The 23,933-nt window shown below is 54.9% G+C and carries 27 protein-coding genes and 4 pseudogenes; 22 read left to right on the forward strand and 9 right to left on the reverse strand.

Going from position 1 to position 23,933, the window contains the following annotated elements; genetic code table 11:
• The first annotated feature begins 42 nt into the window (after positions 1–42).
• From PHA01_RS21845 to PHA01_RS21860, 4 genes are read left to right on the forward strand one after another with little or no spacing between them, the layout of a single operon-like run.
• Entirely contained in the window at positions 43–912 is an 870-nt protein-coding gene (locus tag PHA01_RS21845) for a carbohydrate ABC transporter permease (protein ID WP_271898457.1), read from the forward strand.
• The gene (locus PHA01_RS21850) at positions 902–1,714 is read left to right on the forward strand and encodes a carbohydrate ABC transporter permease (RefSeq protein ID WP_271898458.1); all 813 of its coding nucleotides are present in this window, start codon (positions 902–904) and stop codon (positions 1,712–1,714) included. The genes PHA01_RS21845 and PHA01_RS21850 overlap by 11 nt, the downstream gene beginning before the upstream one ends.
• Positions 1,715–1,731: 17 nt before the next feature.
• Positions 1,732–2,487 carry a glycerophosphodiester phosphodiesterase family protein gene (locus PHA01_RS21855; RefSeq protein WP_271898459.1) on the forward strand — a complete coding sequence of 252 codons (756 nt, stop codon included), beginning with the start codon at positions 1,732–1,734 and terminating at the stop codon, positions 2,485–2,487.
• A complete protein-coding gene (locus PHA01_RS21860; RefSeq protein ID WP_271898460.1) occupies positions 2,484–3,563 on the forward strand; it encodes an ABC transporter ATP-binding protein in 1,080 nt (359 codons plus the stop codon). Before PHA01_RS21855 ends, PHA01_RS21860 begins: the two co-directional genes overlap by 4 nt.
• Positions 3,564–3,952: 389 nt before the next feature.
• Here PHA01_RS21860 and PHA01_RS21865 read toward each other — a convergent pair whose 3' ends face one another.
• Together PHA01_RS21865 and PHA01_RS21870 are read right to left on the reverse strand one after the other, a co-directional pair.
• Positions 3,953–4,159, reverse strand: coding sequence for an EF-hand domain-containing protein (locus PHA01_RS21865; RefSeq protein WP_271898461.1), 207 nt, complete (start codon positions 4,157–4,159; stop codon positions 3,953–3,955).
• Positions 4,156–4,290, reverse strand: a complete 135-nt coding sequence (locus PHA01_RS21870) for an EF-hand domain-containing protein (RefSeq protein ID WP_271898462.1) — start codon at positions 4,288–4,290, stop codon at positions 4,156–4,158. The genes PHA01_RS21865 and PHA01_RS21870 overlap by 4 nt, the downstream gene beginning before the upstream one ends.
• A 131-nt stretch (positions 4,291–4,421) precedes the next feature.
• Here PHA01_RS21870 and PHA01_RS21875 point away from each other — a divergent pair.
• Positions 4,422–4,682, forward strand: a pseudogene (locus PHA01_RS21875) (transglutaminase family protein); the annotation flags it as partial.
• 322 nt (positions 4,683–5,004) lie between these two features.
• Here the strand turns inward: PHA01_RS21875 and PHA01_RS21880 are convergent.
• The gene (locus tag PHA01_RS21880) at positions 5,005–6,954 is read right to left on the reverse strand and encodes a hypothetical protein (protein ID WP_271898463.1); all 1,950 of its coding nucleotides are present in this window, start codon (positions 6,952–6,954) and stop codon (positions 5,005–5,007) included.
• A gap of 684 nt (positions 6,955–7,638) precedes the next feature.
• On the opposite strand from PHA01_RS21880, the gene PHA01_RS29455 reads away from it, so the two are divergent.
• Both PHA01_RS29455 and PHA01_RS21885 read left to right on the forward strand, forming a co-directional pair.
• On the forward strand, positions 7,639–7,977 hold the full coding sequence (locus PHA01_RS29455; RefSeq protein WP_417021012.1) for a zinc-binding dehydrogenase: 339 nt from the start codon (positions 7,639–7,641) through the stop codon (positions 7,975–7,977).
• Positions 7,953–8,159, forward strand: coding sequence for a hypothetical protein (locus tag PHA01_RS21885; RefSeq protein WP_271898464.1), 207 nt, complete (start codon positions 7,953–7,955; stop codon positions 8,157–8,159). The genes PHA01_RS29455 and PHA01_RS21885 overlap by 25 nt, the downstream gene beginning before the upstream one ends.
• Before the next feature lie 29 nt (positions 8,160–8,188).
• Here PHA01_RS21885 and PHA01_RS21890 read toward each other — a convergent pair whose 3' ends face one another.
• Positions 8,189–8,362: a hypothetical protein gene (locus PHA01_RS21890; protein WP_271898465.1), complete on the reverse strand. Its 174-nt coding sequence runs from the start codon at positions 8,360–8,362 to the stop codon at positions 8,189–8,191.
• 523 nt (positions 8,363–8,885) lie between these two features.
• Between PHA01_RS21890 and PHA01_RS21895 the strand changes: the two genes are divergently transcribed.
• The 3 genes from PHA01_RS21895 (at position 8,886) to PHA01_RS21905 (ending at position 11,287) form a co-directional block, all read left to right on the forward strand.
• Positions 8,886–9,941 carry an SDR family oxidoreductase gene (locus PHA01_RS21895; protein ID WP_271898466.1) on the forward strand — a complete coding sequence of 352 codons (1,056 nt, stop codon included), beginning with the start codon at positions 8,886–8,888 and terminating at the stop codon, positions 9,939–9,941.
• A 533-nt stretch (positions 9,942–10,474) separates the two neighbouring features.
• Positions 10,475–10,705, forward strand: coding sequence for a hypothetical protein (locus PHA01_RS21900; RefSeq protein WP_271898467.1), 231 nt, complete (start codon positions 10,475–10,477; stop codon positions 10,703–10,705).
• Between the two features lie 144 nt (positions 10,706–10,849).
• On the forward strand, positions 10,850–11,287 hold the full coding sequence (locus PHA01_RS21905; protein WP_271898468.1) for a hypothetical protein: 438 nt from the start codon (positions 10,850–10,852) through the stop codon (positions 11,285–11,287).
• A gap of 9 nt (positions 11,288–11,296) precedes the next feature.
• On the opposite strand, the gene PHA01_RS21910 is transcribed toward PHA01_RS21905, so the two are convergent.
• Positions 11,297–11,647 (reverse strand): LysR substrate-binding domain-containing protein, encoded by a 351-nt coding sequence (locus PHA01_RS21910; RefSeq protein ID WP_271898469.1) that lies wholly within the window; start codon positions 11,645–11,647, stop codon positions 11,297–11,299.
• Between the two features lie 37 nt (positions 11,648–11,684).
• Here PHA01_RS21910 and PHA01_RS29460 point away from each other — a divergent pair, with 37 nt between their 5' ends.
• Positions 11,685–11,972 (forward strand): enolase C-terminal domain-like protein, encoded by a 288-nt coding sequence (locus tag PHA01_RS29460; RefSeq protein ID WP_417021013.1) that lies wholly within the window; start codon positions 11,685–11,687, stop codon positions 11,970–11,972.
• A gap of 846 nt (positions 11,973–12,818) precedes the next feature.
• Here PHA01_RS29460 and betI read toward each other — a convergent pair.
• On the reverse strand, positions 12,819–13,424 hold the full coding sequence (betI, locus tag PHA01_RS21915; RefSeq protein WP_271898470.1) for a transcriptional regulator BetI: 606 nt from the start codon (positions 13,422–13,424) through the stop codon (positions 12,819–12,821).
• Positions 13,425–13,568: 144 nt separating this feature from the next.
• On the opposite strand from betI, the gene choX reads away from it, so the two are divergent.
• Entirely contained in the window at positions 13,569–14,504 is a 936-nt protein-coding gene (gene choX / locus PHA01_RS21920) for a choline ABC transporter substrate-binding protein (protein WP_271898471.1), read from the forward strand.
• The gene (locus PHA01_RS21925) at positions 14,501–15,550 is read left to right on the forward strand and encodes an alcohol dehydrogenase catalytic domain-containing protein (RefSeq protein ID WP_271898472.1); all 1,050 of its coding nucleotides are present in this window, start codon (positions 14,501–14,503) and stop codon (positions 15,548–15,550) included. The genes choX and PHA01_RS21925 overlap by 4 nt, the downstream gene beginning before the upstream one ends.
• A gap of 743 nt (positions 15,551–16,293) precedes the next feature.
• On the opposite strand, the gene PHA01_RS21930 is transcribed toward PHA01_RS21925, so the two are convergent.
• Entirely contained in the window at positions 16,294–16,776 is a 483-nt protein-coding gene (locus PHA01_RS21930) for a hypothetical protein (RefSeq protein ID WP_271898473.1), read from the reverse strand.
• Positions 16,777–17,491: 715 nt separating this feature from the next.
• On the opposite strand from PHA01_RS21930, the gene PHA01_RS21935 reads away from it, so the two are divergent.
• Both PHA01_RS21935 and PHA01_RS21940 read left to right on the forward strand, forming a co-directional pair.
• A complete protein-coding gene (locus PHA01_RS21935) occupies positions 17,492–17,665 on the forward strand; it encodes a hypothetical protein (protein WP_271898474.1) in 174 nt (57 codons plus the stop codon).
• 400 nt (positions 17,666–18,065) lie between these two features.
• Positions 18,066–18,269: pseudogene (locus tag PHA01_RS21940) on the forward strand (TrmO family methyltransferase domain-containing protein); the annotation flags it as partial.
• Here the strand turns inward: PHA01_RS21940 and PHA01_RS21945 are convergent.
• A complete protein-coding gene (locus tag PHA01_RS21945; protein ID WP_271898475.1) occupies positions 18,243–18,449 on the reverse strand; it encodes a TOBE domain-containing protein in 207 nt (68 codons plus the stop codon). The pseudogene PHA01_RS21940 and the gene PHA01_RS21945 overlap by 27 nt on opposite strands.
• 108 nt (positions 18,450–18,557) lie before the next feature.
• On the opposite strand from PHA01_RS21945, the gene PHA01_RS21950 reads away from it, so the two are divergent.
• From PHA01_RS21950 to PHA01_RS21980, 7 genes and pseudogenes are all read left to right on the forward strand, one after another.
• Positions 18,558–19,640 (forward strand): ABC transporter substrate-binding protein, encoded by a 1,083-nt coding sequence (locus tag PHA01_RS21950; protein WP_271898476.1) that lies wholly within the window; start codon positions 18,558–18,560, stop codon positions 19,638–19,640.
• 211 nt (positions 19,641–19,851) lie between these two features.
• Positions 19,852–20,187 carry an iron chelate uptake ABC transporter family permease subunit gene (locus tag PHA01_RS21955; RefSeq protein ID WP_271898477.1) on the forward strand — a complete coding sequence of 112 codons (336 nt, stop codon included), beginning with the start codon at positions 19,852–19,854 and terminating at the stop codon, positions 20,185–20,187.
• Positions 20,187–20,594, forward strand: a complete 408-nt coding sequence (locus tag PHA01_RS21960; RefSeq protein ID WP_271898478.1) for a FecCD family ABC transporter permease — start codon at positions 20,187–20,189, stop codon at positions 20,592–20,594. The genes PHA01_RS21955 and PHA01_RS21960 overlap by 1 nt, the downstream gene beginning before the upstream one ends.
• A gap of 57 nt (positions 20,595–20,651) precedes the next feature.
• Complete coding sequence (locus PHA01_RS21965; RefSeq protein ID WP_271898479.1) at positions 20,652–21,005, forward strand: ABC transporter ATP-binding protein; 354 nt, start codon at positions 20,652–20,654, stop codon at positions 21,003–21,005.
• Positions 21,006–21,475: 470 nt separating this feature from the next.
• Positions 21,476–21,925, forward strand: coding sequence for a DUF2231 domain-containing protein (locus PHA01_RS21970; RefSeq protein WP_271898480.1), 450 nt, complete (start codon positions 21,476–21,478; stop codon positions 21,923–21,925).
• Positions 21,925–23,121 (forward strand): annotated as a pseudogene (locus tag PHA01_RS21975) (cupin domain-containing protein); the annotation flags it as partial. The gene PHA01_RS21970 and the pseudogene PHA01_RS21975, both read left to right, overlap by 1 nt.
• Positions 23,122–23,199: 78 nt before the next feature.
• Positions 23,200–23,400 (forward strand): annotated as a pseudogene (locus tag PHA01_RS21980) (alcohol dehydrogenase catalytic domain-containing protein); the annotation flags it as partial.
• Here the strand turns inward: PHA01_RS21980 and PHA01_RS21985 are convergent.
• Positions 23,368–23,817: a hypothetical protein gene (locus PHA01_RS21985; RefSeq protein ID WP_417021007.1), complete on the reverse strand. Its 450-nt coding sequence runs from the start codon at positions 23,815–23,817 to the stop codon at positions 23,368–23,370. The pseudogene PHA01_RS21980 and the gene PHA01_RS21985 overlap by 33 nt on opposite strands.
• Between the last annotated feature and the right edge of the window lie 116 nt (positions 23,818–23,933).

Genomic DNA, 23,933 nt, shown 5'->3' on the forward strand with positions numbered 1-23,933 from the left:
CAAAGAGAAAGGGACGGCTCCAGGCCGTCCTTCGGATATTAGATGCTTGTTCGCTTCACGCCTTATGCGATGGTTTTACCCATCGTCCTGTGCATTTTGGCATTCACCTATTGGCCCATACTCGTCAGTTTCGATCTGAGTTTCCGTCATTGGGATTTCATGTCGTCCGACAAGCCGTTCGTTGGCTTGTCGAACTACAGCGAACTGGTGCGCTCGGATGAGTTTTGGAATTCAGTCACCATCACGCTGATATTCACCGCCATTTCAGTACCCTTGCGGCTGGCCCTTGCCATAGCCATCGCGCGCTACCTGACCACCGAGAGCAAGACCGTGCGTGCGCTGCGAGGGGCATTCTTCCTGCCCGCCGTCACGTCCAGCGTCGCCATTGCCGTCATATGGTCATGGATATTTTCCACCGACGCGGGCGTCGCGAATGCGCTGCTTAACAATCTCGGCATCGCCAAAGTGCCGTGGTTGCAGACGCCTTCGCTTGCCCTTTGGGTGATCATCATCGTCAACACCTGGAAGCAATTGGGTTACGATATCGTCATCTACGTCGCAGGCCTGCAGGCAATTCCAGAAGACCTGTATGAAGCCGCAAAGATGGATGGCGGCAAGAGGTGGCATACGTTCCGGAGGGTGACGTTTCCGCTCGTCATGCCGACCACATATTTTTTGCTCATCGTCTCCGTTATCGAGTCCTTCCAGATTTTCACCATTGTCGACGTGATGACGCAGGGCGGGCCCGCGATGTCCACCGATATGATGGTGAACATGCTCTACCGGACCGGATTCACGCTGTTCGATGTCGGTAAGGGCTCGGCGCTTGCAGTGTTGCTGTTCGTATTCCTGGTTGTTTTGACGGTCTTGAAGTCCCGGATATTGGGCAAGCGGGTGCATTATGAACACTAGCGGCGGCGTTGTCCTGAGGAGCACTGCTGTCGCGGTCGGTCTGTTGTTCCTCTCCCCCCTCCTCTACGGCATCTGGATCTCGTTTCAGACGGCCAATCGCTTTTTTTCCGGCAACGGCGAAATGACACTTCAGAACTATGTCGATGCGGTGGAGAAGATGAATTTTCTCCGCTACCTCTTCAACAGCCTGATTGTGTCGGGCGGGGTAACCATCCTCAGCCTGGCCACGTCGATCATGGCTGCATACGCATTTTCGCGTTTCGAGTTCCGCGGCAGGGATTTGATCTTCGGGCTTGTAGTTGCAACCCTGATGATCCCCGGTCATATCACGCTGATACCCAACTACCTGAATTTTGCCAGAGTGGGCCTGCTCGACACCTATGCAGGATTGATTTTGCCCGCTGTGGCCAACGGTTTTGCGACATTCTTCCTGCGCCAGTATTTCCGCGGCATACCCCGCTCCCTCGACGAGGCGGCCTGGATGGATGGCGCGAACGCCTGGAAAGTGCTCTACCGCGTCATCATCCCCATGTCGAAACCTGCCATTTACGCGATGGGGCTGTTCATCTTCTTGGGAGAGTGGAACAGTTACGTCTGGCCGCTGATTGCTACCGACAGTCCGGACATGCTGACACTGCAGATTGGCCTCGCCCGGCTTTACAAGATGGATGCGCAGGAAGGCCTGGTGAACTGGCCACTGGTCATGGCGGCCGCCACACTGACGATGCTTCCTGTGTTACTCGGATTTGCCCTCGTTGAGCGCCACCTCGTCCGCGGCATCTCCATGGGCGCAATCAAATGACCACTGAAGGAAATATAATGAAAACGATGATAGCGTCCCATCGGGGCGGCACCCTCGAGTATGGCGACTCCACACCCTCTGGCTTTCGCGCGACGTCCGGCATGCCACTGGAGCAAGTGGAGTTCGATGTGCATCCGACGGCGGACGGGCACATCGTGGTGCATCATGATGCCAACATGGATCGCACCACGGACAGTGTCGGAGCGCTCGCTGATTTGACATTGCATGAGATCAAAGCCGCGCGCATCAACTATTCGAAGGGCGAAAGCCCCCTCACCCTCGAAGAGCTTTGCAACATCTATCGCGACGGGTCAGTTGGCTTTCGCTGTGAGATCAAAGCCGACAAGAATGGCATTCCCTACAAGTCATTCATTCCACAAGTGGCCGAAACATTGGCGCGAGAGGGGATGCTGGAGAAGACAGTGTTCTCTGCCTTTTATTTGGAAATCCTGCAGGAGCTTAAGCGGACGCAGGAACGCCCTGTTCTTTGGTTGATCAGCCCGCAGCTCCTTAGGCAGCTTGGCATTCCGGAGATAATTTCCATTGCCCGAACGAACGCCATTCCCGAGATCGGCGTCAATATCGAACTGCTCGATGAACGGGTCGCGGAAATGTGCGGTCAATCAGCGATTGAGATTGGTTGCTGGGCCGCCCATAGCGTGCCCCAGATGACAAAAGCTTTTGCGTTGGGTGCCAAAGTCATGACCACCGACCGGCCGTCAGTTGCTCTACGCGTTCGTGATGAATTCTATCGGGATACACGAGCGTCATGATTTCGATTGCGCTCGAAAATGTCAGCAAGTCGTACCAAGCCGATACTCCCGTTGTTAAGAACGTGGATCTCGATATCGAGCCGGGCGAGTTTGTCGTAATTGTAGGTCCCTCAGGTTGCGGCAAATCAACGATGATGCGCATGATTGCTGGTTTGGAGCGGATCTCATCGGGAACTCTCAGAATAGGCGGCAGGGTAGCCAACGATATCCCGCCGCAGCACCGCGACATCGCGATGGTCTTTCAGAATTATGCGCTCTACCCCCACCTCACAGTCGCAGAGAACATCGGCTTCAGTTTGGAAATGCGCGGCGTCTCCAAAACCGAAAGGCTAAGGCGCGTCGAAGTGGTCGCGCATCTCTTGCAGCTTTCGGACTATCTCCACAAAAAGCCCAAGGACCTGTCCGGCGGCCAACGCCAGCGCGTCGCCATGGGACGGGCGATCGCCCGTGACGCCAAGACGTATTTGATGGATGAGCCTTTATCCAATCTCGACGCTGAGTTGAGGAGCAGTATGCGGGCAGAGATAAAGCATCTGCACAGGCAATTGAAGGCAACGATGATCTACGTCACACACGATCAGGTGGAGGCGTTGACATTGGCTGACCGGATCGCCGTCATGAACAAGGGTGTGCTTCAGCAATTCGACACCCCAGAAAAAATTTACGACGATCCGGCAAGTCTGTTCGTGGCTGGGTTCATCGGATCGCCCCCGATGAATTTTATCGATGCCGTCTGTAAGGAAGGTTTAGTCAAGACCATTGAGGGAATCCGCATTCCGATAACTTGCCCTCCAGAGCTTGAAGGATCACAAGTTGTAATTGGTTTGCGGCCCGAAAACGGCGTTCTGTCAACGGGCGACAAAAGGATGGCGATCGAATTCCCGGGCGAAGTGATGCTTATCGAGACTACGGGCAGCAATCGCAACATTCACGCCAAGACGGCGACTGGTCCACTTATCGTCGTGGCACCTCGGTCAGCAGCCATCGGATTGGGAGATAACGTTTCTATCGGTTACAGGACCGAGGACGTATTCCTTTTTGAGAAAAACACGGGGAAGCGCATCCATCTGTTATAGGTTTTTGTGTTGCATTGAGTATGACCGCGCGGCCGAGCAAAAGGCAAAGGCAGCAGAGAAATCTCGGAAGTGGCGGCGGGAGAATAAATAGCGGTGCTATGCATATACTAAAGCTTGGCGCGATGCTGATCGCGAACGATCCGCCGACGCTGACGACTGAAATGATGGCATAAGGCCAAGGGTTGCCAGCATTTGCATGCACTCCCCGCCAACGGTGCGATTTCCATGGTTGGTAAAATGCCATCTTTGCTCGAAGAACAGATGATGCGACAGCTCCAGGAAAATCCCATGAAAGTCCTCGTCGCGCGCTAAGTCATGTCGTTGCCCACTAGAGGCCTCAGGCGGCCGTTCGTTGCAATCGCGGCCGCCAAGTTGTGCCATGCAATCTTTTAGTTCTCGCCATTGCCGTTTTCGCGATGTTGCTGATGGCCGCGGCGTTCACGTCCCTTGTGGGTGTTCTTGCCGTGGCGGAGTTTGCTTTGTTCCAACTTCCCATCGTCATTGCGATCCATCAATGCAAACCGCTTTTCTTTCTGCTTTTCGACTTCTGCGATCGTCACCACACCGTCGCTGTTAATATCGAGGCGATTGGTCATTCGCCGCGCCGGACCATGCGTTTCATCACCATCGCCTTAATTTCATCCTGCGACAGCGCCCCGTCGCCGTTGGTGTCGGCTTGCTTCAAACGCCATGTTGGTGAACTCAGATAGGTCCACAGTGCCCTCATCGTTCTTGTCCATTTTCCGTTGCATCGGCTTCGCAGCATTGCTGTCGGAAGCGGGTCTAGTTTGCGCGTCGGCGGGCGCAGGTGTCTGGTTCTGTGCTGGCGTTTCCGTTTGTATGAACACGCTGCTTTCAGGATATTGCACGGGGTATCTTGGCGACATCGGCGTCCTATTCAATCCGGATCCCATGGACCTCAGCGCATGGTTCGAAGTATATCTTGGCGGTCACTGGCACACCGTCGACGCCAGCCACAACACGGCGCGCATAGGGCGCATACTCATGGCCACCGGGCGTGAGGCAACCGACGTGGCCATATCGACCAGTTTTGGTGCCTCGTTATTAACTCGCTTCGAGGTAATTACCGAGGAAGTAACGTCGGCCAATCCGACTTGACCGCGCTCGCCTCCCCGGCCCGTGCTGGCGGCACACTTTGCGCAGTTCCATAATAATCAAGACCCCGTGGCAGGCCATATCCGTCTACGCCACGGGTCGCGCCGGGCCCTGCAGCATACGCAACCAGTGATTGGATCAAGACCGCCAGCAGCCGTACCGCTGCCATCGCTGGCGGACATCTGATTGAAGTTGAGTGTTCCGCCGCCAGCGTCAACATGTGACGCTCGGCGCACTGAGTGTGCCTGGGGGGCCGCCGGATCGTCCGCTCCCGCGCCGATGTTTAGTTCCAACCCCACCCGCATTCGTCGCGATCACAGTGGGTCTACGCTACACGATTGATCCGGTACGTGATGTCATAGCGCGTGTCCTCATCCTGATCCACGTAGTCGTGCCGCACTCGATATTGCAGGGGTATCTTGTCGACGAATTGCGGATTGACCGTGATTTTTCCCGCAGTGACATAGCTTGCAGTCGACGGCGCGGGATAGTTCTCGCTCGTCAGCGCGGTAAGGTCAGCCGTCGAATACCCCAAGCTGTCCTCGATGATCAGATCGGCGGGAGCCCATAGCGCGATGATCAGATCGATGCCCGCTGTGACCAGTGCACCTATTCCGATGGCGATCCAAGCGTAGGGTCCGAGCTTGGCGATAGCAGCAATCCCACCCGCCGCCGATAGGCCGGCGGTGATGTACTTCCATTGATCCTTGACAAGATCGACGAAGATGTCCTTCCAGTCGGTGATCATGTTGTCATAGGCATCTTGGCCGTCCACCTCGTGCCCGAGGGCCGTGACGACGACTGCGGCGATCGGTTGCTGCTGGTCAAAGAGCACCCGGTTCAAGGTGCGGTTTTCCGCGGAATCGACGTCTCCGAATATCGGGAACTTGTTGGAGACGGCTTCGCTCATGGTAAGGTCGGGGAAAAGCGCGATCGTCAGGAACGTCAGTCCGACCTCGTCGGAGCCGGCCCAAGTGGGCGACGATTCCTTTCGGCACCCAAGACGTTCCGCAGTTATCTGGAACCTTGCCGTCGATGCCGGCAATACGTTGATGAACTCGGTATTGGAGATCATGAACGGTCCCAACGACGCGATGCCGGTGACATTGGGGACAACGACCTGTATCTCGTAAATCGCGGGCGGCAGGTCATCAGGGAGCCGGAATGTAATCCTGTCGTCAACGCGGCAATCATTGATCAGCACTGACTCGCCGTTTACAGTTTCTCTGACAGGCGTTGTGACGTCGCCGAAAACATGGGCGTCCACTTCGCGGACGACTGTGGCAGGGGGCCGCGATGTCAATCTTACCTTTGCGTCGGTGCTGAAGTAGTTCACGCCCCGCAGGACTACCGAGTTGCCCGCCTCGATATCGAGAACGCGCAAACAGACTTCCTCGTTGAAACGGTGACCGGGACAATCGTCGGTTCGAACCTGGCAAACGACCTGAACCGTGCCGTCGACGATTTGAGACGAGCAGTCGTGCTGCACTTCATCGGGAAGAAGGTCTCCCGGAGTAAGGGATGGAATGTAATTTGCGGTTCTCAGGTCATTGATCCGGCAGATTCGTACTTGGGTGAAGAAATCTTCCCCCACAGGTTCGTAGACGCGGATTTGTCCCGGGCGTTCCTGTTCGAGCCCGTCCGGATCATTGAATATCACGAGTCCGGTGCGACGGGTCAGCTCCTGCAGCACAGCCGTCGCCAACAAGTCTGGGTCGACCGGCTGATCGTCTCCCAAAGCTAGCGACGTGTCGAACAGTTGCTTCCGTTGTTCTTTCGGCAGTCCGTCGTAGGACGAAACGGCACAGGACATCACCTCGCGCATCTCAGGCGTCATTCTGGATAAAATGGCAAAAGACGAGGTTTCCAGGGCATTTGCTGGAGTTTTGTTGAGAAGGTACCGCCGAATTGTGTGAAGCGTGCTTGCCGCCAACGCGCTTGGCACGGGCGTGCCCTGGCTCCATTTGTTAAGCCGTTGCTCCCGGCTGAGCTTGTGTTTTCGTCCGGGTGGTACGGCAAGGCAAGAACCGGCAGGTTTGGCAGGTCCGCGGTCTTTCGGTGTCCTGTCCTTGGGTTCGCAAGGGCTGGAGCAGTTATAGATATTGATGGTTCCGGTGCTTTTGATATGGATGTTAATGTTGCAGCTGGCGGCAGCATTCGATGAGCAAGGTTCCTTGTCCGGTTTCTTATCTGGTTCGTTGCTGGTCCCACCTGGTGATCGAGGTTCCTCCACGGCTTTCTTCGATCCGTTTGATTTGACGTCGGAGTTACTCATGGTGGTCCCCTCCCTTCACGCGTTCTACACGTTCTGCCATTGACGATATTTCGTCGTTGATACCGACAACCGGAACTGGCGGTGATTTCCAGATCAGGGCGAGACCCCTGACCGTTCTGGATTTCGAGGAACCGCAATTTGCGGCCTACACGCACGCCACTCTTGGGTGGCTTTAGTTTATTTCTGATCGATCGACCATTGAGACCAAAGCCGCGAAGTCGGATGCGAAGCAATCGGAAAATCCGCGTTGCTTGATAACTGCTGAAACGTCCATCAAGTGATGCGCACGGACGACACACTGGAGACTAATACTGGAGGGGTGCATTTCTAAGTACGTAACAGTTACAAAGTGAAGCGGCACGGTCGATTCCATGGTGGGGTGAGCCATGGCTACTGCCGAGATAAAATTCCCGAACTTCAATAAGGATATATTTTCCAGAGGTTTAGCCCGGGTCATTCCAGGCTTGTTTATGTTTGAGTAGCATTTGAGGCGGGTTAATGAGTCTGCGATGAGGCACCTAATGAGGTATGTACCCATTTTTTTGAGCCAACCTATGAAAAATTACCGAACAATAACAATAAGTCGCAGATCGTTGAGGCAACTTATCGAGTTCCTGACACCCGTTAATGTGTGCAGGCGTCACTGCCTATTCCGCCATTCGCCGGGCTGAACTGAAAGCTGGCATGCGCTGCGCTATATTCGGTTGCGGCGGCCTCGGTCCCTACGCTATTCAGATCGCAGTGCGGTCCGGAGCTTTCGTCGTTGCGCTCGACGTCTCCGAAAATAAACTCAAGCTTGCAAGAGCTGCGGGTGCACAAGCGACATTGATCGCGAACGATACGGCGATCGAGAAGTTGGGAAGCCTTGGAGGGATGCACGCATGCATCAACTTTGCCCCAACAGCAGCAACCTGGCCTATGAGGATTGGAGGCATTCGTCCCCGTGGGAGAATTGTCGCCACGGCGATGGTATCAGCACTGGTGCCAGTGAGCCAAGAATGGCTTACAGGCACAGGGGTGTGATCACCGGAACGAGTGTGGGCACACGGCTCGAAATGCGCGAGCTGCTGCATATGCACAGCGACAAACCTTTCGCAATGGAAATGCGGGAAATATCGCTTGCAGGCATTGAAACCGCACTTGAAGACCTTGCAGCGGGACAGGTCGATGGGCGCATCGTCATCCGTCACGAATTAACTCCTTAATCCGCGCTTCTTCGAACTCATCAGCGGCATCAATGCCCTGCAATTGTCAACTGGGGACAAACGCTGAAGACACTAGCCCCGCCGATGTTCATGATAGCGGTGGTGACCGTGCCAATGGCCGCGACGATCATGGCGTTGGTCGAAGCGGTGATGACGTCGATCATGACGATGCCAGTGTTTCTTGTGATAATGCTTATGTTCATACTGCCTTTGATTGTTCTTCTTTATCTGAACCATATTTACATCTGTTGCAGCTGCCTGGGCGCGTATACTCGCAGCTGTTGCACTGAGTGACGTCAGAGTCATGAAGACGGCCATAAGTCCAGCAATGACAATCCAAAAGAAGTTTTTCATGGTATCTCCTGTAATGGTAATCGAGAGGGCAAATTTGCACATCTCGCCCGACCATGAACGATATCTAACGAGGTGAATTGGATGGTTGGACGTTGTTTTGAAGGGAAATGTCATATAGTGACGGTACCGTTCAGAGGCTCTAAAAAGAGATCTAACGAAACACGCTTTTTTGTGAAGCAACCTTGAGCTGAACGCTAGTCGCGAATTTGCGGCACGTGGCGCATTTGGCGGTGCTGCGGCAATTCGCGAGGCTGCCCTTGACCTTTCGATCCGGCCTCACGATCTCCAATTAGACCGGCCTTAGATCTGCATTCGGTCGGAATGCTCCGCATAGCTTCAAAATGGCTTTCCTCGACAGTTGAGACGACTTTCATGAAACATGCACTCATAGCAGGCGTTACCGGCATCGTCGGCGGCCATCTTGCCGAACATCTTCTCGACGTGGGAGGTTGGACGGTCTCCGGTCTGTCTCGATCCCCATCCCGACTGAACGGCGTCAATTCGCTGAGTGCGGATCTGAACGATCCTGTCAGCCTGAAGTCCGTTTTGACCGACCTGCAGCCAAGCCATGTCTTCATCACCACTTGGTCGCGGCAGGCAACGGAAGTCGAGAATATCCGTGTTAACGGCGGCATGGTGCGCAACCTTCTGAAAGCGGTGGAAGGCCAAGGCGTTGAGCACACCGCTTTGGTCACGGGAACCAAGCACTATCTTGGACCCTTCGATGCCTACGCCAAGTTCAAGCCTGAAACGCCCTTCCGCGAGGATCAGCCGCGGCTTCCTTTCGACAATTTCTACTATGTTCAGGAGGACGAGGTTTTCGCTGCGGCCAAGCGGGATGGATTCAGTTGGTCCGTGCACCGGCCTCATACCCTGATTGGATATGCAGTAGGCAATGTCATGAACATGGCGGCCACACTCGGCGTTTACGCTTCGATCTGCCGGGAAACAGGTCGTCCATTTGTATTTCCAGGTTCACCACAACAATGGGAAGCGGCCATCGACGTGACAGACGGCCGAATTCTTGCCAAGCATCTGCTGTGGGCGAGCACGACTCCCCAGGCCAAGGACTTGGCGTTTAATGTGGTCAACGGCGAGATTTTCCGGTGGAATTGGCTGTGGCCGCGATTGGCCGCTTACTTCGGAATCGAGGCAGCGCCCTATCCCGGCAAGGCGGGGCCATTGGAGACAAGCATGGCCGATGCGGCACCGATCTGGGATGGCATTGTTGCCAAGTACGGACTTGAGCCAAATCATCTTTCCAAGGTTGCATCCTTCTGGCATACGGACGCCGACCTTGGTCGCGAAGTCGAAACTTTCAATGACATGACCCTCAGTCGAAAGCTCGGTTTCCTCGACTATCAGGATACGGTTGCGTCGTTCACCGACGCCTTCGATCGATTGCGAGCCGATCGCGTGATTCCCTGATCTAACCGACAAGACTCCAGCTATTGTCTTCTACAAGAATTCGCCGAGGACCGCCGCCGCTTCGTCCGAATGGCAAAATCCTATTGGTCGCTCTACGACAGGATTTGAAATTGAGCTCGGTTCTGAGCCGGCCGTCATTCCAGTCGGTGAGATATCTCAGTTGCCTGCGTCACAAGGGCGTAGAGAGCGCAGTGCTATGAGCGGCAGCGGAACGTGGTGCTCACTTTTGTGCGGGCGCAATTCCCGCGGGTGTCGCTGTGCTTGTACACAAGTGTTAAAGATCGTCTTGGTAAGCCATTAAACGCTTAAGGCAGCGCTTCTCTTCTAAATCCGAGGCCAGCGTTCAAGATTTAGGAGCAAAACTGACGCAACCTGCCGCAATGCATTGGAGCGACTAAAGGTAGGAGCGCGGTGCCTCGGCTTACAGTCTCCGACGGTTTTCCATAAATCTGACCGGTGGTCAGATGGGTAAGAACGAGCTTGGACTTTAATTTACCCCGAAGGTCAGTCGACGGCATCCAGTCGAATACTTCATGCTGGACGCTCCTCAACCCGAGGGCGACATCATTGGCTACTTCGACGGAATGCCGATATCGGGCGCCGTGACCGACCGTACTGGAAAGCGCTATGAGTACGCGGCTGTGGTTCCACGCAGCAGCGACGGCAGCCTCGACGTCCAGACACTGCATTTCGGCGAATGGGTGGTTGAACCCGGATTGAAGTACCTTCTGAGGAAAACGGCAAAAGCTGCGAGAGGCATATGAATTGAAACTGAGTATCTGCGCATCTCGTGAAATTGAAGTGCGGCATGATCGTGATTGGACATCAAATCATGACCTACCCACGATCATTGGTGGGCTGAATTGCGAGCATGGGCGGACCAACTAACATTGACATAGGAGGCCACTGTGAAACATGCACTACCCGAAGAACTGAACGTCCTTGACAGAACCGATCCCGATTATCCACGCCGCACTTTGTCGCGCATTGAGCGCCTGGAACGCTGGATACAACTTCTAGAACGTGATCCCAAGCGGCGGCTTTCGACCTTCCATCAGACGGAGTTCCAGGCCCCCGCGGTACGCGATGTTATGCGTGCCGAAGGTTCTGCGCTGGCAGTCGCCTTTGAAGACCCGTATCTGCGCGCATCAGGTTTGGCGAATGACTCCTATGGCGAAGCCAAACGCTACTTCGAAATCACAGACCTTCAGCTGCACCGGATGGTCTGCTACTGTCATCTCGGGGCCGACGTGAGCTCCGGTAGAACAGCACGTTTTGTCAGAAAATTGCTCGCCCCGAAACAGGCGGCAAGGTTTGGCTGGCTACGAAACCTGCTTGCGCTATAACTCGCTTGGCTAAGCCAGCAGTTTATTCAAACTGATGGAATCCTTGAATGACAGGGGATGTCCCTTTCGTGCGACGACACAAAGGTCGATAGATGTCAGGACCTCTACATCGAGGTCACTGGCATTCTGCGACCATGGTGTTTCCGACACCACGAAGTCAACTTCCACCCGGCGCAACTTTCGAAAAAGGGCTTCATCGAAACCTTCGGAGATGAAGATCTTCAACTCCGGCCGCGTTGAGATCGCCCGAGCGATGGCCTCCGGCAAATGGCTGCGCAACCAAGCTGGTCCAGCCCCAATAGTCACTGTGCCGCTATCGCCTTTTTGCAGCGCATTGAGTTCCGAACGCGCTTCCGCCATCCACAACGCTTGGCGAAAGCATTTATAGTCGGCAGCGATTTCTGGAGTACCTTCGAGCCGACGCGTCGATGGCGTTCAGGCCGATGTCGCCTTTGTCGGCGGCATAATCGAATGGCACAAGATTGCGCACTTGGCCGCTGCTTTCGGCAGAAAGGTTGCCCCGCTATATGACTCTCTCTTCAGCTCTTATGTGGAGTCCAAAATAGCTACATGCTCGAGAACGTGGTCGGCGGTAGTTTTACCGAACTCGGCCTGCTCGAAGAGCCAATTGCCGAAGGATGGCATCGGGATCCCATCTCACCGTCCAGGTCGGTCTCATCGTTAACAGGACCGCACTCGAATTGCATGAGTTGAACTCAGACAAAATTAAAAGCGGTTTCTCCGGTGGAAGCAAATGAGATTCAGTGCCAGCATCTGGTTCGTCCGCATTGCTTCGTGATCTGGAACTAATTTCCAAATTCCTTGGGTTGAATCTCCGACAACACAGAGCAACATCGTTGCCCCGGCAGCAATGCCCGACAATCCTTGAATGGCATCCCGCCACCAAGAGGAATTAGACCGCAATGAAAAACCCGCAAGCCCGAAGGCGACTATATCATCCACGTAGCGGAGGCTTATTACCTCAAAGCAGATTGGACGCCGTCGCGCCGCTTTTATTCTGGAAGAGTCCTGTTCAAGGAGCCGGGAGGCAAGACGCACATGACTGAGGTCAACGCCGTCCCTTGAAGTTAAGAAAGCTGCATTACTGCGTACCAGATGATGCAACTGCCGACGCCCAGGCCAAGGCTTCCGAGTACAAGCGGTATGTCCGGGCGTTGGAATTGCACCGGGAGTTCTATCAGCGGACCGGAGAGCGTTACGAGGCCTGCGCGAAGCGGACCGGTCCTTGCCGTACCTGCCGGTCGGTCTGGGCGCTGATACGGCTCATGTCCGACCCGGTCAGTAGGACGTGTAGTGTCGGTGCGAATGTCCGATTCGCGCCCCCGTACCGGACATACAGGCAAATTTTGCTGTGCCCGGAAGCAGACATCGCCACAGACATGACAGAGTCGTGATCGCGCCACGAGCGGCCATTCCATAATGTCCGCTTCGCGCCTGAAGCTGCGCTTCGCTTGGTTCAAGGGAATTTATTGCGAAGTATTCACGACTCTCGTTGCAGAACAAATTTTGCTTATTTTATCCTCTTCATCTCAACCATTTTAGCGGTTCCCAGCGCATGTTCGATTTGAGTTTTGATCAGGTCGATCGCCTCGACACTGGATGTTTTGGTGTGTGCTGCGGCGCGATGCAGCCAGCTGCCGTCGATGAGGATTGCCACCGTCGCAACGAAGCGCGGCACGCTTTCATCATCCATGATCTGGTCGACGCAGCTGGTGATGTTAGAAGCCAGGCGTCGATGAAAAAGCCGTTGCAACCGTTGAAGTTGCGGGTCTCGTGCGCTCGCGACATAGAACGACAGCCAGGCGTTGGCGATATTCTGTTCAAACAGAGTCTCAGGGAAGTTGCCTTCAATGATGGCCAGGAGGCGATCCCAGCGATTGGAGGCGCGTTTCATGCGCTCCACCACCTCATCCATGATAACGCGGTTGGCATGCCGTACCATCCAGAACAAAACTTCGTCCTTGTTTTTGAAATAGTAGGACAGGATACCAGGTGACATGCCGGCCTCCTTGCAGATCCGTGCGGTGGTCAACCCGTCCATTCCAAACTGCAAAAACGCCCTGTAAGCGCCCTCGATCAGCTCCTGCCGTCTTATGTCTTCGATTGAACGTTTCATGTGCCCCAAATCAACTACCAGCTATCCTTGTAACTATAGCGTTCAAAATTTTGTACGCTCATACAATTTTTTGAATTGACAAAAAAATAAACGGTGCGAAGCTCCCGCCATTGTCTCACGTTAGAAAACCAAAGGGGAAACGGCATGAGAAAGCGTCTGTCAGCTATGCTTGTCGCAGGTCTGTTACTTGCAAATATGAAAACGGCGTTGGCGGATGATGCTTCTTGCGAAACGATCAAAGCCGCGGATCTTGGATGGACGGATATCGCGCTGACGACGGCGACGGCAACCATCGTTCTCAATGCCATGAAATACGAGATGAAGAGCAATCTCCTCGGTCTCAGCGTCACATATGCAAGTCTGAAAGACGGACAGACCGACGTTTTTCTCGGCAACTGGCGTCCCGCGCAGAATATCGAGTTCAAGGAATTCTTCGACAAAAAGTGGGTGGACGTACTCACCACCAATCTTTCCGGAGCAAAATATACCCTGGCGGTTCCTGACTATGTGGCCGCGGCGGGCGTCAAATCATTCGACGATCTGGCCAGGTTTCCGGATGAATTCAGCAAGAAGATCTATGGTATCGAGCCGGGCACCAACCAGCCCTTAATCGACATGGTTGCCAAGGGTGCCCATGGGCTCAGCGGGTGGACAATCGTTGAATCCAGCGAGCAAGCAATGCTTGCACAGGTCAAACGAGCCGTGGATCGTAAGGACTGGATCGTCTTTCTTGGCTGGCAACCACACCCGATGAACCTCAATCTGAAAATGGACTATCTGTCGGGTGGCGACGAAGAATTCGGCCCTGAATTTGGCGGCTCGACCGTTTGGACACTCACACGGCCGGGCTATGCCTCCACCTGCCCGAATGTCGCGAAGTTCTTCAAGAATCTTGTGTTTTCCGTCGATCAGGAAAACGAAGGAATGAAATCGATGCTCGACGACGGCGCGACAGGCGAAGAGGCGGCAATGGCCATGATCCGCAAGAATCCGCAAAACCTGGACAAATGGCTGGACGGCGTGACCATGCTCGACGGATCTCCTGCTCTGGCAAAGGTCAAGGAAGAGCTTCTAAAATGAGCCTGGTCGATGGCCTCGACATGCGTGCAGCTGTTCTCGAGGGAAACGCGGGTGGATCATTCACAATCCGCTGTTTGCCAGTTCCGCAATCCGCGCATGGCGAGATGCTGGTGAAGCTGGAAGCTTGCGGCGTATGTCACACGGATCTGCATGTATGGAAAGGCACAGTGCGGCCAGGCAGCGGCAAGCCTCCGGCGCAGATCCTCGGACATGAAGGCATAGGTCGCGTCGTAGCGACGGGACCAGGCGTTGATCGTTTCGTAACTGGCGACCGTGTGGGGGTGCCTTGGCTGCACGACACCTGTGGCACCTGCGATGAATGCCTGGCAGGTCAGGAGTCCTTTTGTCAACGCCAGCGCGCCCATGGTTTTGATGTAGATGGCGGATTTGCGGAATATGTTATCGTTGACGCGAATTTCGCAATTCCCCTCCCTGATGGATCCGATGCTGTTTCGCTTGCCCCGTTGATGTGTGCAGGCGTCACCGCCTATTCCGCCATTCGGCGGGCTGAACTGAGACCTGGCATGCGCTGCGCTATATTCGGTTGCGGGGGCCTCGGTCTCTACGCTATCCAGATCGCAGTGCGGTCAGGAGCTTTCGTCGTTGCCCTCGACATCTCCGAAGATAAACTCGAGCTTGCAAGAGCTGTGGGTGCCCAGGCGACATTGATCGCGGACGATACAGCGATCGAGAAGTTGGGAAGCCTTGGAGGGATGCATGCATGCATCAACTTTGCCCCGACTGCAGCAACCTGGCCCATGATGATTGGAAGCATTCGCCCACGCGGGAGAATTGTCGCCACAGCGATGGTATCAACGCCCGTTCCAGTTAATCAGGAATGGCTGACTGGCACAGGCGTCGTGATCACCGGGACAAGTGTCGGCACACGCCTTGAAATGCGCGAGCTGCTGCGCATGCACACGGACAAACCTTTCGCAATGGAGATGCGGGAAATATCGCTTGCAGGCGTTGAAAGCGCACTCGAAGAACTTGCTGCCGGACAAGTCGAGGGGCGAATCGTCGTTCGCTATGATGTAACGCCCTAACGTCAAGACAAGGCAGGCTTTGGGGTTCGGCAGACGTCTATGTCCGCTGTGCGCCCGCGTACCGGACATACAGGCAATTTCGCTGTGCCCTGAAGCAGACATCGCCAGTGACATGACAGAGCCCTGATCGCGCCAAAAAGTAGCCATCGTCCAATCGCCATCAAAGACCGAGATGGTGCCGAAAGCGGGCTTTCCCATGCGCTTCGGGGTAAGACCCCGACGAGACAGTGGCTGCTTCTGGCCTACAAAGCGGACGCTCGTCCAATCCCCGTTACGGGCATTGCTGACCTTAACGAAGGACCATTCATCGCGATGCGTGTCCAACGCATTGGACACTATGTTCAATCGTTAAAGACAAGTATTCTGAAAAGATGAATCTCAAACAGCACTTCCACGCACTCATGGCCGTAGTCAAAGCTTCGATCAAACTCGGATCGATGGAACCAAACGAAGTCGACCGGAGGCAGGGTGTCCCTTATAACAATGGGCTGAGAGACGCTCGCTGCTCCAGAGAAACTGGCGTCAAGCTGGACAATCCCTACCGAGAAAACTCACGTCACTGGAAGCAATGGAACGAAGGCTTCGAGCGGGCTAACAGACATAAAACCTGAGGATCAATCCCAATCGCCGCGCGGGCCCAGCGTAGCTTGCTCTTGCTGCTGCTTGTTAGTGTCGCGACAATCTTTTCAGACGCACTGGAGGTTACGCACATTCCAGATTGGCGATTGCCTAACAGATTTAGCCTATTGGTGCAGATGAGCATTTTCGCTCCAGCGGTACAAAAGTGTCCGCGCACCATCGGCGATATGGGACCAATTGGAAATTTCCGATTGCGGAAAACGGATCGACAAACCTAGCCTATCGTTGCGCCACAAGAACTCACCAAGACACGGTGGATTTAGAAATTCTTGAGGTTCGCGCCAGCAACGAATAGAGACCTCAGGATCCCCGCCTGCTTTGGCTCCATAAAGAATGAACGGACCACCGGTTGGTCTTCTTAATCCAAATTCGGCAGTCAACTTCATATCACCGTTCTGCCAAGCAATCCGCTTGTTGAAACTTTGCGCGGGGAACTGCAAGCCAGTTGTATCGAGGGGCAGGCATGGAAAACTGAGCGAAGCTTCGACGATATACTTTCCATCTTGCGGTACTGTTCGCCCCTTTTCGCAAGGCCGATACCAAGGCGTGTTGAATCTATCAAGTTGCGAATAGCGCAGATTCGGCATCCAGAATGCAAAAGCAAGTCAAGGAATTTTGAGGGTCGCGTCCCCGTTCTTGGGGTTTGCGGCAATCCTTTCCAGATGGGTACTGGGCCAAGGATTTAGATACCCGCATACAACGCAAGAGCGTGTCGCCTGCCCCACCAATCTCGCCGGAACAGGCGGCCAAGGTAGAGATGCTGGAGCAGCTTATTGTCCGAGCCCGCATTCTAACAAATGTCGGTAAAGTCTTTTAGGGCGCATCGGGTCGAAAACGGCGTGGATATTCGATGATCTTAAGATTTTAGGGAGACTTGCAACGGTTCCTCAATAAATGCAAGTGCGCGGCCGTAGTTTAGCGCAGGCCAATGTCTGTTGGGTGCGTTTAATGAACAGAAAACATGATCCGAAAAAGCCTTTACAAACTGATTTCAACGTAGAGGTATCCGTTTTGGCTCTTTTCGTATTACTCGTCTTCAGCCTGTTGTTTGCCTACCATTTTTGGTTTCTTCTCGACGATCCGCGAATGAGAACACGCATCTCCGCCTGGTGCGCTATCCTTGTCCTCTCACCGCTATGCGTTTTCGGATCTTTATGGGGGATGCTGAACCGGCGGTCACTCTACACGCTGACTTCAGAGGGCTTAGTGTGCAAATCTCCACTCAGCAAGGTTTTCATTCCCTGGTAGTATATTCAGTCTGTATACATCGCGGACCGCTTTCAGGACCGTATCGGAACTCTGATGGTTAACGTTCGCCCCGAGTATTTCGAAGGCGAAGGCAGACGGCTGAAGGGCACACTGACCGGATTGAATAAAAGATTGCGCATATCCACAGCAATACTGAAACTCAGTAATGTGGAGTTGCGTGACGTGATGAGCAATTACCTTAAGACTTACACTACACCGCTCGTTTAAGCCCAGCCACGTTTGCACTGAAACGGTATTACGAGGAACTTAACAAAGCGGCGTAGTGAGCTCGCAGACATCCGGAAGGTGCTGATCAACGTAGCAGCGAACATGCGGCCCCACTTGCTGGGCAATGCTGATGTCGACCGCATAACACCCAAGCCTCCAACGAGCCTCCGTTGCGTTTTCTTTGCGAGCATTTTGGTGGTGCAGTCGCGCCGGATGATCTCGATTACGAGTTTGTTATTTTGGCATTCTCAAACAAGTTTTACTGGCAGATTTTCGGGTTAGGCAACTGCCTGGATTCGGGTTCGGCATGTCCCTTTTTGCAGATGGTGTAAGGGGACGAACGTCAACAGTAGGGTTGAGATTCTGCAGTTAGGTTGACCAGACTGAGGGAGCTTTTGGGAGCATAGAGGGTGCGTTCCTGTCGGTCCGCGGTCTCGACTGCCTCGATGGCACGCCGCTGCTCGACATCAAACCCGACAGGACTTTGTTCAAGCCGATCGCGCCACCGCAAGCTGGCGATTTCGACATAGGTGATGGCCCGACTGAGGGCTACTGCCACGGCTTGATCGAGCTGCCGTCAGTCGATGGCGACCATCACGTCTGAAGCCTTCACCACGGCATAGGCCGTATTTCCAACCTTCAGGCCGAGTTCGTCCACCGCTTCATTGGTGATTGAAGACGTGACGATGGATCCGCCGATATCGATGCGAACGTGCGCAGTTGTTGTGCCCTTGACGACTTCGACAATCTTGCCCTTGAGGCGATTGCGTGCACTGATTTTCATGTTGGTCCTCCCTTGGTTAGCTGGACCGCATAAAATCAGTCCTGAAGGCGCGGGTAAAGTGCAGATTGGCGCAGTGGAATCCATCTGCGTTGTATCCCCAAAACTATAATGATACTCTCAATTATTATGTTCAATATTGCGCGCCAATATTCCATGTCCCGTATCGCCGTTCTTCTCGCCTGCCTGATCATCGCGACGCCTACCTGGGCCAACAGAATTATAACCGACCAAGTGGGGAAGCAGGTAAGCGTACCGGACGTGGTCAATCGGGCAGTGATCCTGCAGCATCAGACACTGAATATAGCAGTACAGCTCGACGCGATGGACAAGGTCGTCGGTGTACTCGACGAATGGAAGAAGCAACTCGGCGCAAACTATCTTAGGCTAGCGCCGCAGCTTGCCAATATGCCGATGCCAGGCGGCCTTACCAAGGTGAACATCGAGGAGTTGCTTAAACTGAAGCCCGACGTCGTGTTTGTCACCAGCTATGCGCCTGCAGATATGATCAGTCAGATCGAAGGTGTCGGCGTTCCCGTTATCGCGATATCCTTCCTCGCCGTCCCGCCGCAGGAAGCCTCCAAGCTTAACCCTTCCGTCAAGGACGAACCCGCCGCCTACGACGAAGGTTTTGCTCAAGCGATCCGCATCATTGCCGACGTTTTCGAGAAAAAGCCACAGGGTGACGAATTGATCGCCTACGCCATGAAGAACTGCAAGCTGGTCGCCGACCGGCTGACCGGTCTTACTGGCGCCGAGCGCGTGTCGCTTTACATGGCCAATCCCGACCTGACGACATATGGCCATGGCAAATATACCGGCCTGATGATGGCGAAAGCTGGCGGACGCAATGTTGCCGATAGCGTCGCGGGTTTCAAGCAGGTGACGATGGAGGACGTACTTGCGTGGAATCCCTCCGTGATCTTCGTGCAGGAGCGCTATCCCGCCGTTGTCGATGAGATCAGGAAATCCGATGCCTGGCAGACAATCGACGCGGTAAAGAACAACCGCATCTATCTGATGCCCGAATATGCCAAGGCATGGGGACATCCCATGCCCGAGGCGCTGGCGCTTGGCGAATTATGGCTGGCGAAGCAGCTTTATCCCGAGCGCTTCAAGGATATCGACATGCAAGCAGAGGCCGACGCCTATTATCGCAAGTTCTACCGCACCGACTATCACCCTGCCCAGTGACGGGTAAGGCCATCCTGTCAACACGCTCTCCGAGGACGACCCTTTTTGTCCTGGCCTGTTTACTGTTGCTTGTGGCGATCACCTCGCTCGGCATCGCCCGCTTCGATATTCCAGTAAGGCGCGTCATTGAAGTTCTGCTCGATCCGCTGCTGCCGGCAACGGTTCTGGTTTCGGCCGTCGAACAGAATGTGATCTTCGCATTCTGCTTGCGATGTTTGCCGGGTCCGGTCTCGCCCTTGCAGGTGCAGCCCTGCAAGGTGTCTTCCGCAATCCGCTCGTCGGCCCGCAAATCATGGGAGTCTCGTCGGGTGCAGCGTTCGGTGGCACGCTCGCCATCCTCTTGAGCCTGCCGCGAACAGGCCTGCTTGGTACATCCTTCGTCTTCGGCCTTTTTGCCCTTATCCTGGTTTATGGCCTGAATTCCCTGGTGGCGCGCCGCAACATCCTTGCGCTTGTTCTCGCCGGCGTCATGATTAGCGGTTTTTTCGGCGCGCTGGTTAGTCTGGTCCAGTATCTTGCCGACACCGAAGACAAGCTCCAACCATAGTGTTCTGGCTGCTTGGTAGCTTTGCCACCGCAAATCATGAAAAAATCACCCTCATCGCGCCGCCGGTGCTGATCGCAGGCGGCTTGCTATTGGCATTGCGCTGGCGGATCAATCTGTTGTCCGTCGGTGACGAGGATGCGAGGGCGCTCGGCGTGAAAGTGGAGCGGCTGCGCTGGCTCATCCTGACGCTGGTTGCGTGCATCGTTGCCGCTCAGGTTGCGGTCAGCGGTATTATCGGCTGGGTCGGATTGGTCGTACCGCACATCGCCCGTATGCTCATTGGTCCGGATCATCGCGTCATGATGCCCGCCTCGGTTTTGCTCGGTGGACTGTACCTCATCATCATCGACGACGTTGCGCGAACACTCACCGGCACTGAAATCCCGCTTGGCATCTTACCGCATTGATCGGCACGCCGGTCTTTGCGATCCTGTTGCGCCATAGTCAGGCAGGAGGCGGGAGTCGTGGTTGAATCCGTCGTGACCATTCGCAATGCCGGGCATAGCTATGACGGTCGGCACTGGCAGTTTCGCGATCTCGATCTCGACATGAAACGTGGTGACATACTCGCTATCCTCGGCCCCAACGGCCGTGGGAAATCAACGCTGCTGCGCGCCATGGCACACCTGCTCAAGCTGAACAGGGGCATGATCGAGGTCCTGCACACGGTCGGCTTCGTACCCCAGGATTTTGCAGGTTCTTTTCCCTATTCCGTCCTCGACATTGTGTTGATGGGACGGGCCCGGCACGTGCCGATTTTCCGCAATCCAACCAAGACTGACACGGCGATAGCAATGGATGCATCCTGGCTTACCTGAGGGATCGGCAGAACTCCAACAAACGCAGCTCCGCCAAATCCGGTTAGCCGCCGATCGCCTTCCGGATCGCGCGCAGTGGTGGGCCACACTCGACCTGAAATCTTCAACAGCAATCGTGGATTTGGAAGATACGTGCTGCCCGTGTCCGGAGGCGCGGCGTGGCGGATCGCCGGGCGATAAAATCCCTGAGAAGGCAATTATAATATCTTCGTTCAACGAACGCCCTTTTGCTGCAATCCAAAATGCAGCCGTACGTCACATAATTCCAACAGCGTTTATCCTGCAGTGTCTGCAACAAATCTGATGCGGTCGCGGCCTCAAGGAAGTGTCAAGTTCTGCAAGAGAAAGCCGAATTCGTATGTGTCGCCGGCAAATCCTTGCCTGTTAGAGAAAGCTGCCGCCCGAAGGGATTGGGATGCACTGCGACGTGCCCCTTTTCCAGTTCATGCGCAGGCCGAAAGGATATCCCTATGCCCCATTCGCGTCCCCGCGCAACGGCCAGAATTGCCGGAATTCCGCTCCGCGCCGTGTTTGCGCAATTCCCTCTTGTCTGCTTCATCGGCGCATTTTTGTCCGACATTACCTACTCGCGAACCGCCGACATGATGTGGGCGGACTTTTCCGCCTGGCTCGTCACCGTCGGCCTGATCATGGGTGGTCTCGGCTTCATAGCAGGACTGATCGATTTTCTCGGCGACCCCGGCCTCGGCAGTGAGCTGATCGCCCGGATTCATCTCATCGGCAGCGTGATCCTGCTGGTCATGGCAGCGTTCAACATGTTTATTCACACCCATCATGCGTGGACCTCGATGATTCCCTTGGGCCTGACCTTGTCGGCGGGCATCGTGGTCGTCGCCTTGGTCACCGAGTGGATGGGCTTCTCGTTGGTCTTCCGTCTTGGTGTAGGAGTATCAGAATAATGTCTTACCATTTTTCATTGATCAGCGCTGGCCGCGCTACGGCACTGACGCTTGTTTTCACCTTGGCTTCGGCATCCGGTTTCGCTGCGGACACCTTTGACGTCCAGAGCCAGATCGGCCCCAATCCGGTGCTGCCCGAACCGCAGCAATATCTGTACCCGCCCATACATCTTGCACCCGTCGTCGGATGGAAGGACGGTGAAAAGCCGACTGTCGCCGCAGGACTCAAGATCGAGGCGCTCGCCACCGAGCTAGAGCACCCAAGGTCGGTCTATGCGCTTCCGAACGGCGACATCTTCGTTGTCGAATCCCGCGACCCGAAAATAGACAGCGCAAAGCGTCCAAAGGATATAGTCAGGAGCTGGGTAGAATCGTATGTGACGTCAGATGGCAAAGCAGTAAAGAGCAACCGCATCACCTTGCTGCGCGATACCAATTCCGACGGGAAACCCGAGACGCGTTCCGTTTTCCTTGACAACCTGTTTTCTCCCTTTGGAGTGGCATTGGTCGGCAGCGATCTTTACGTCGCCAATACTGATGCGATCATGCGCTACCCGTATGATGGCGGCACGCAGATCACCGCATCCGGCACCGAGCTCACGCCCTTGCCGGGAGGACCCATTGACCACCATTGGACAAAGAGCCTGCTCGCGAGCGCCGACGGTTCGCTGCTCTATGTCGGGGTTGGCTCCAATAGCAATATCACCGAGAACGGCATGGAGGCCGAGAAGAACCGGGCCGCCATCTGTGAAGTCGACAGGGCGACCGGTCGCTGGCGGATATTTGCCAGCGGGCTGCGCAATCCGAATGGCCTGAGCTTCGAGCCGCAGACCGGAGAGATAGCTGCCGCTTTTGCCTCCCTTGCGATCGCCCCGGCAATGGCGGCGGCTGCGCATGGCAAGGGAGAAACCGTCACTCCAAACTTCCGGCAGGCGATCCCCAACATCCCGGGCAAATCGCTTGTGACGGCGGTCGTCGATTATGCGCCGGGCGGATCATCGCCTGCACACACCCATCCGAAGTCGGCATTCATTTTCGCTTACGTCGTCTCCGGAGAAATCGAGTCGAAGGTGAATGACGAACCGACCAAGGTCTACCGCGCAGGCGAGAGTTGGTCGGAGGCACCGGGCGCAATCCACTCCATCAGCCGGAACGCGAGCAAGACCAAGCCAGCCAAGCTGCTCGCGGTATTCGTGGTTGACGCCGACGACAAGGAACTCGTTACCCCCATCAAATGATAAGGAATGAATGAAGCAATGTCAGATAAACTCAAAATGACCGCCTGCCGTGTGCATGAATTTGGTCCACCGGAAATAATCCGGACCGAACAGATAGTTCGACCGGTGCCTGGCGAAGGGGAGGTCTTGATCAAGGTTAAGGCCGCGGGTGTCGGACCTTGGGATGGCTGGATTCGTTCCGGCAAGAGTGCCCTGCCGCAACCTTTACCACTGACGCTCGGTTCGGATCTCGCGGGCATCGGTAGGGCTTGCCGGAGCTGCAGCAGCAGAATCCGCGCTGCATTGGGCTTTACGGAAATCATTCCACTTCAGACCACCCAATGTCCCGGCACTCTTGGCAGCCTGATATTTGGCACTGCATTCCTTCATCGTCAAACCATCAGCTCCATCGGTGCCGCCGGCGGCTGTGGGTGTTGTTGCGGTATCGGATTTTGTCTTGCTCGCCGGCTTTTTCGTCTCCGTTGCCGGCGCGGCATCAGAAGCGCATTCAGCTTTGCGGAAATCATTCCATTTCAAACCACCAAGCGTTCCTGCCTCCTTTGCCGCCTGATATTTGACGCTGCATTCCTTCGCTGTGAGCGCATAGGCTGGTGCAACGGCAAATGATGCCGCCGCAAACATGCCCGCGAATACGAGATTTCGGATCATCGACATTGTAAACTCCCTCAGGTGGCCGGAAACGTCTGAACTCGCAACTTTATTGTCCGTTACGAGACGATGCATGGAAATTTACCAAGGCACGTCTGTTTGTTCTTGCGAAAACTATACTT

Origin of the sequence: Candidatus Phyllobacterium onerii, assembly GCF_028331445.1 — a bacterium.
Taxonomy (GTDB): Bacteria; Pseudomonadota; Alphaproteobacteria; order Rhizobiales; family Rhizobiaceae; genus Phyllobacterium; species Phyllobacterium onerii.

Coding starts and splice junctions, on each gene's coding strand:
- PHA01_RS21910 (WP_271898469.1), bottom strand. CDS start 11,647: ATGGCGGAAGCGCGTTCGGAACTCAATGCGCTGCAAAAAGGCGATAGC.
- PHA01_RS21895 (WP_271898466.1), top strand. CDS start 8,886: ATGAAACATGCACTCATAGCAGGCGTTACCGGCATCGTCGGCGGCCAT.
- PHA01_RS21985 (WP_417021007.1), bottom strand. CDS start 23,817: ATGTCGATGATCCGAAATCTCGTATTCGCGGGCATGTTTGCGGCGGCA.
- PHA01_RS21870 (WP_271898462.1), bottom strand. CDS start 4,290: ATGAGGGCACTGTGGACCTATCTGAGTTCACCAACATGGCGTTTGAAG.
- PHA01_RS21950 (WP_271898476.1), top strand. CDS start 18,558: ATGATACTCTCAATTATTATGTTCAATATTGCGCGCCAATATTCCATG.
- PHA01_RS21900 (WP_271898467.1), top strand. CDS start 10,475: ATGCTGGACGCTCCTCAACCCGAGGGCGACATCATTGGCTACTTCGAC.
- PHA01_RS21885 (WP_271898464.1), top strand. CDS start 7,953: ATGGCTTACAGGCACAGGGGTGTGATCACCGGAACGAGTGTGGGCACA.
- betI (WP_271898470.1), bottom strand. CDS start 13,424: ATGAAACGTTCAATCGAAGACATAAGACGGCAGGAGCTGATCGAGGGC.
- PHA01_RS21930 (WP_271898473.1), bottom strand. CDS start 16,776: ATGCCGAATCTGCGCTATTCGCAACTTGATAGATTCAACACGCCTTGG.
- PHA01_RS21945 (WP_271898475.1), bottom strand. CDS start 18,449: ATGAAAATCAGTGCACGCAATCGCCTCAAGGGCAAGATTGTCGAAGTC.
- PHA01_RS21955 (WP_271898477.1), top strand. CDS start 19,852: ATGTTTGCCGGGTCCGGTCTCGCCCTTGCAGGTGCAGCCCTGCAAGGT.
- PHA01_RS21860 (WP_271898460.1), top strand. CDS start 2,484: ATGATTTCGATTGCGCTCGAAAATGTCAGCAAGTCGTACCAAGCCGAT.
- PHA01_RS21970 (WP_271898480.1), top strand. CDS start 21,476: ATGCCCCATTCGCGTCCCCGCGCAACGGCCAGAATTGCCGGAATTCCG.
- PHA01_RS29455 (WP_417021012.1), top strand. CDS start 7,639: ATGCGCTGCGCTATATTCGGTTGCGGCGGCCTCGGTCCCTACGCTATT.
- PHA01_RS21855 (WP_271898459.1), top strand. CDS start 1,732: ATGAAAACGATGATAGCGTCCCATCGGGGCGGCACCCTCGAGTATGGC.
- PHA01_RS21865 (WP_271898461.1), bottom strand. CDS start 4,159: ATGACCAATCGCCTCGATATTAACAGCGACGGTGTGGTGACGATCGCA.
- PHA01_RS21935 (WP_271898474.1), top strand. CDS start 17,492: ATGGTTAACGTTCGCCCCGAGTATTTCGAAGGCGAAGGCAGACGGCTG.
- PHA01_RS21925 (WP_271898472.1), top strand. CDS start 14,501: ATGAGCCTGGTCGATGGCCTCGACATGCGTGCAGCTGTTCTCGAGGGA.
- PHA01_RS21850 (WP_271898458.1), top strand. CDS start 902: ATGAACACTAGCGGCGGCGTTGTCCTGAGGAGCACTGCTGTCGCGGTC.
- PHA01_RS21880 (WP_271898463.1), bottom strand. CDS start 6,954: ATGAGTAACTCCGACGTCAAATCAAACGGATCGAAGAAAGCCGTGGAG.
- PHA01_RS21845 (WP_271898457.1), top strand. CDS start 43: ATGCTTGTTCGCTTCACGCCTTATGCGATGGTTTTACCCATCGTCCTG.
- PHA01_RS21890 (WP_271898465.1), bottom strand. CDS start 8,362: ATGAACATAAGCATTATCACAAGAAACACTGGCATCGTCATGATCGAC.
- choX (WP_271898471.1), top strand. CDS start 13,569: ATGAGAAAGCGTCTGTCAGCTATGCTTGTCGCAGGTCTGTTACTTGCA.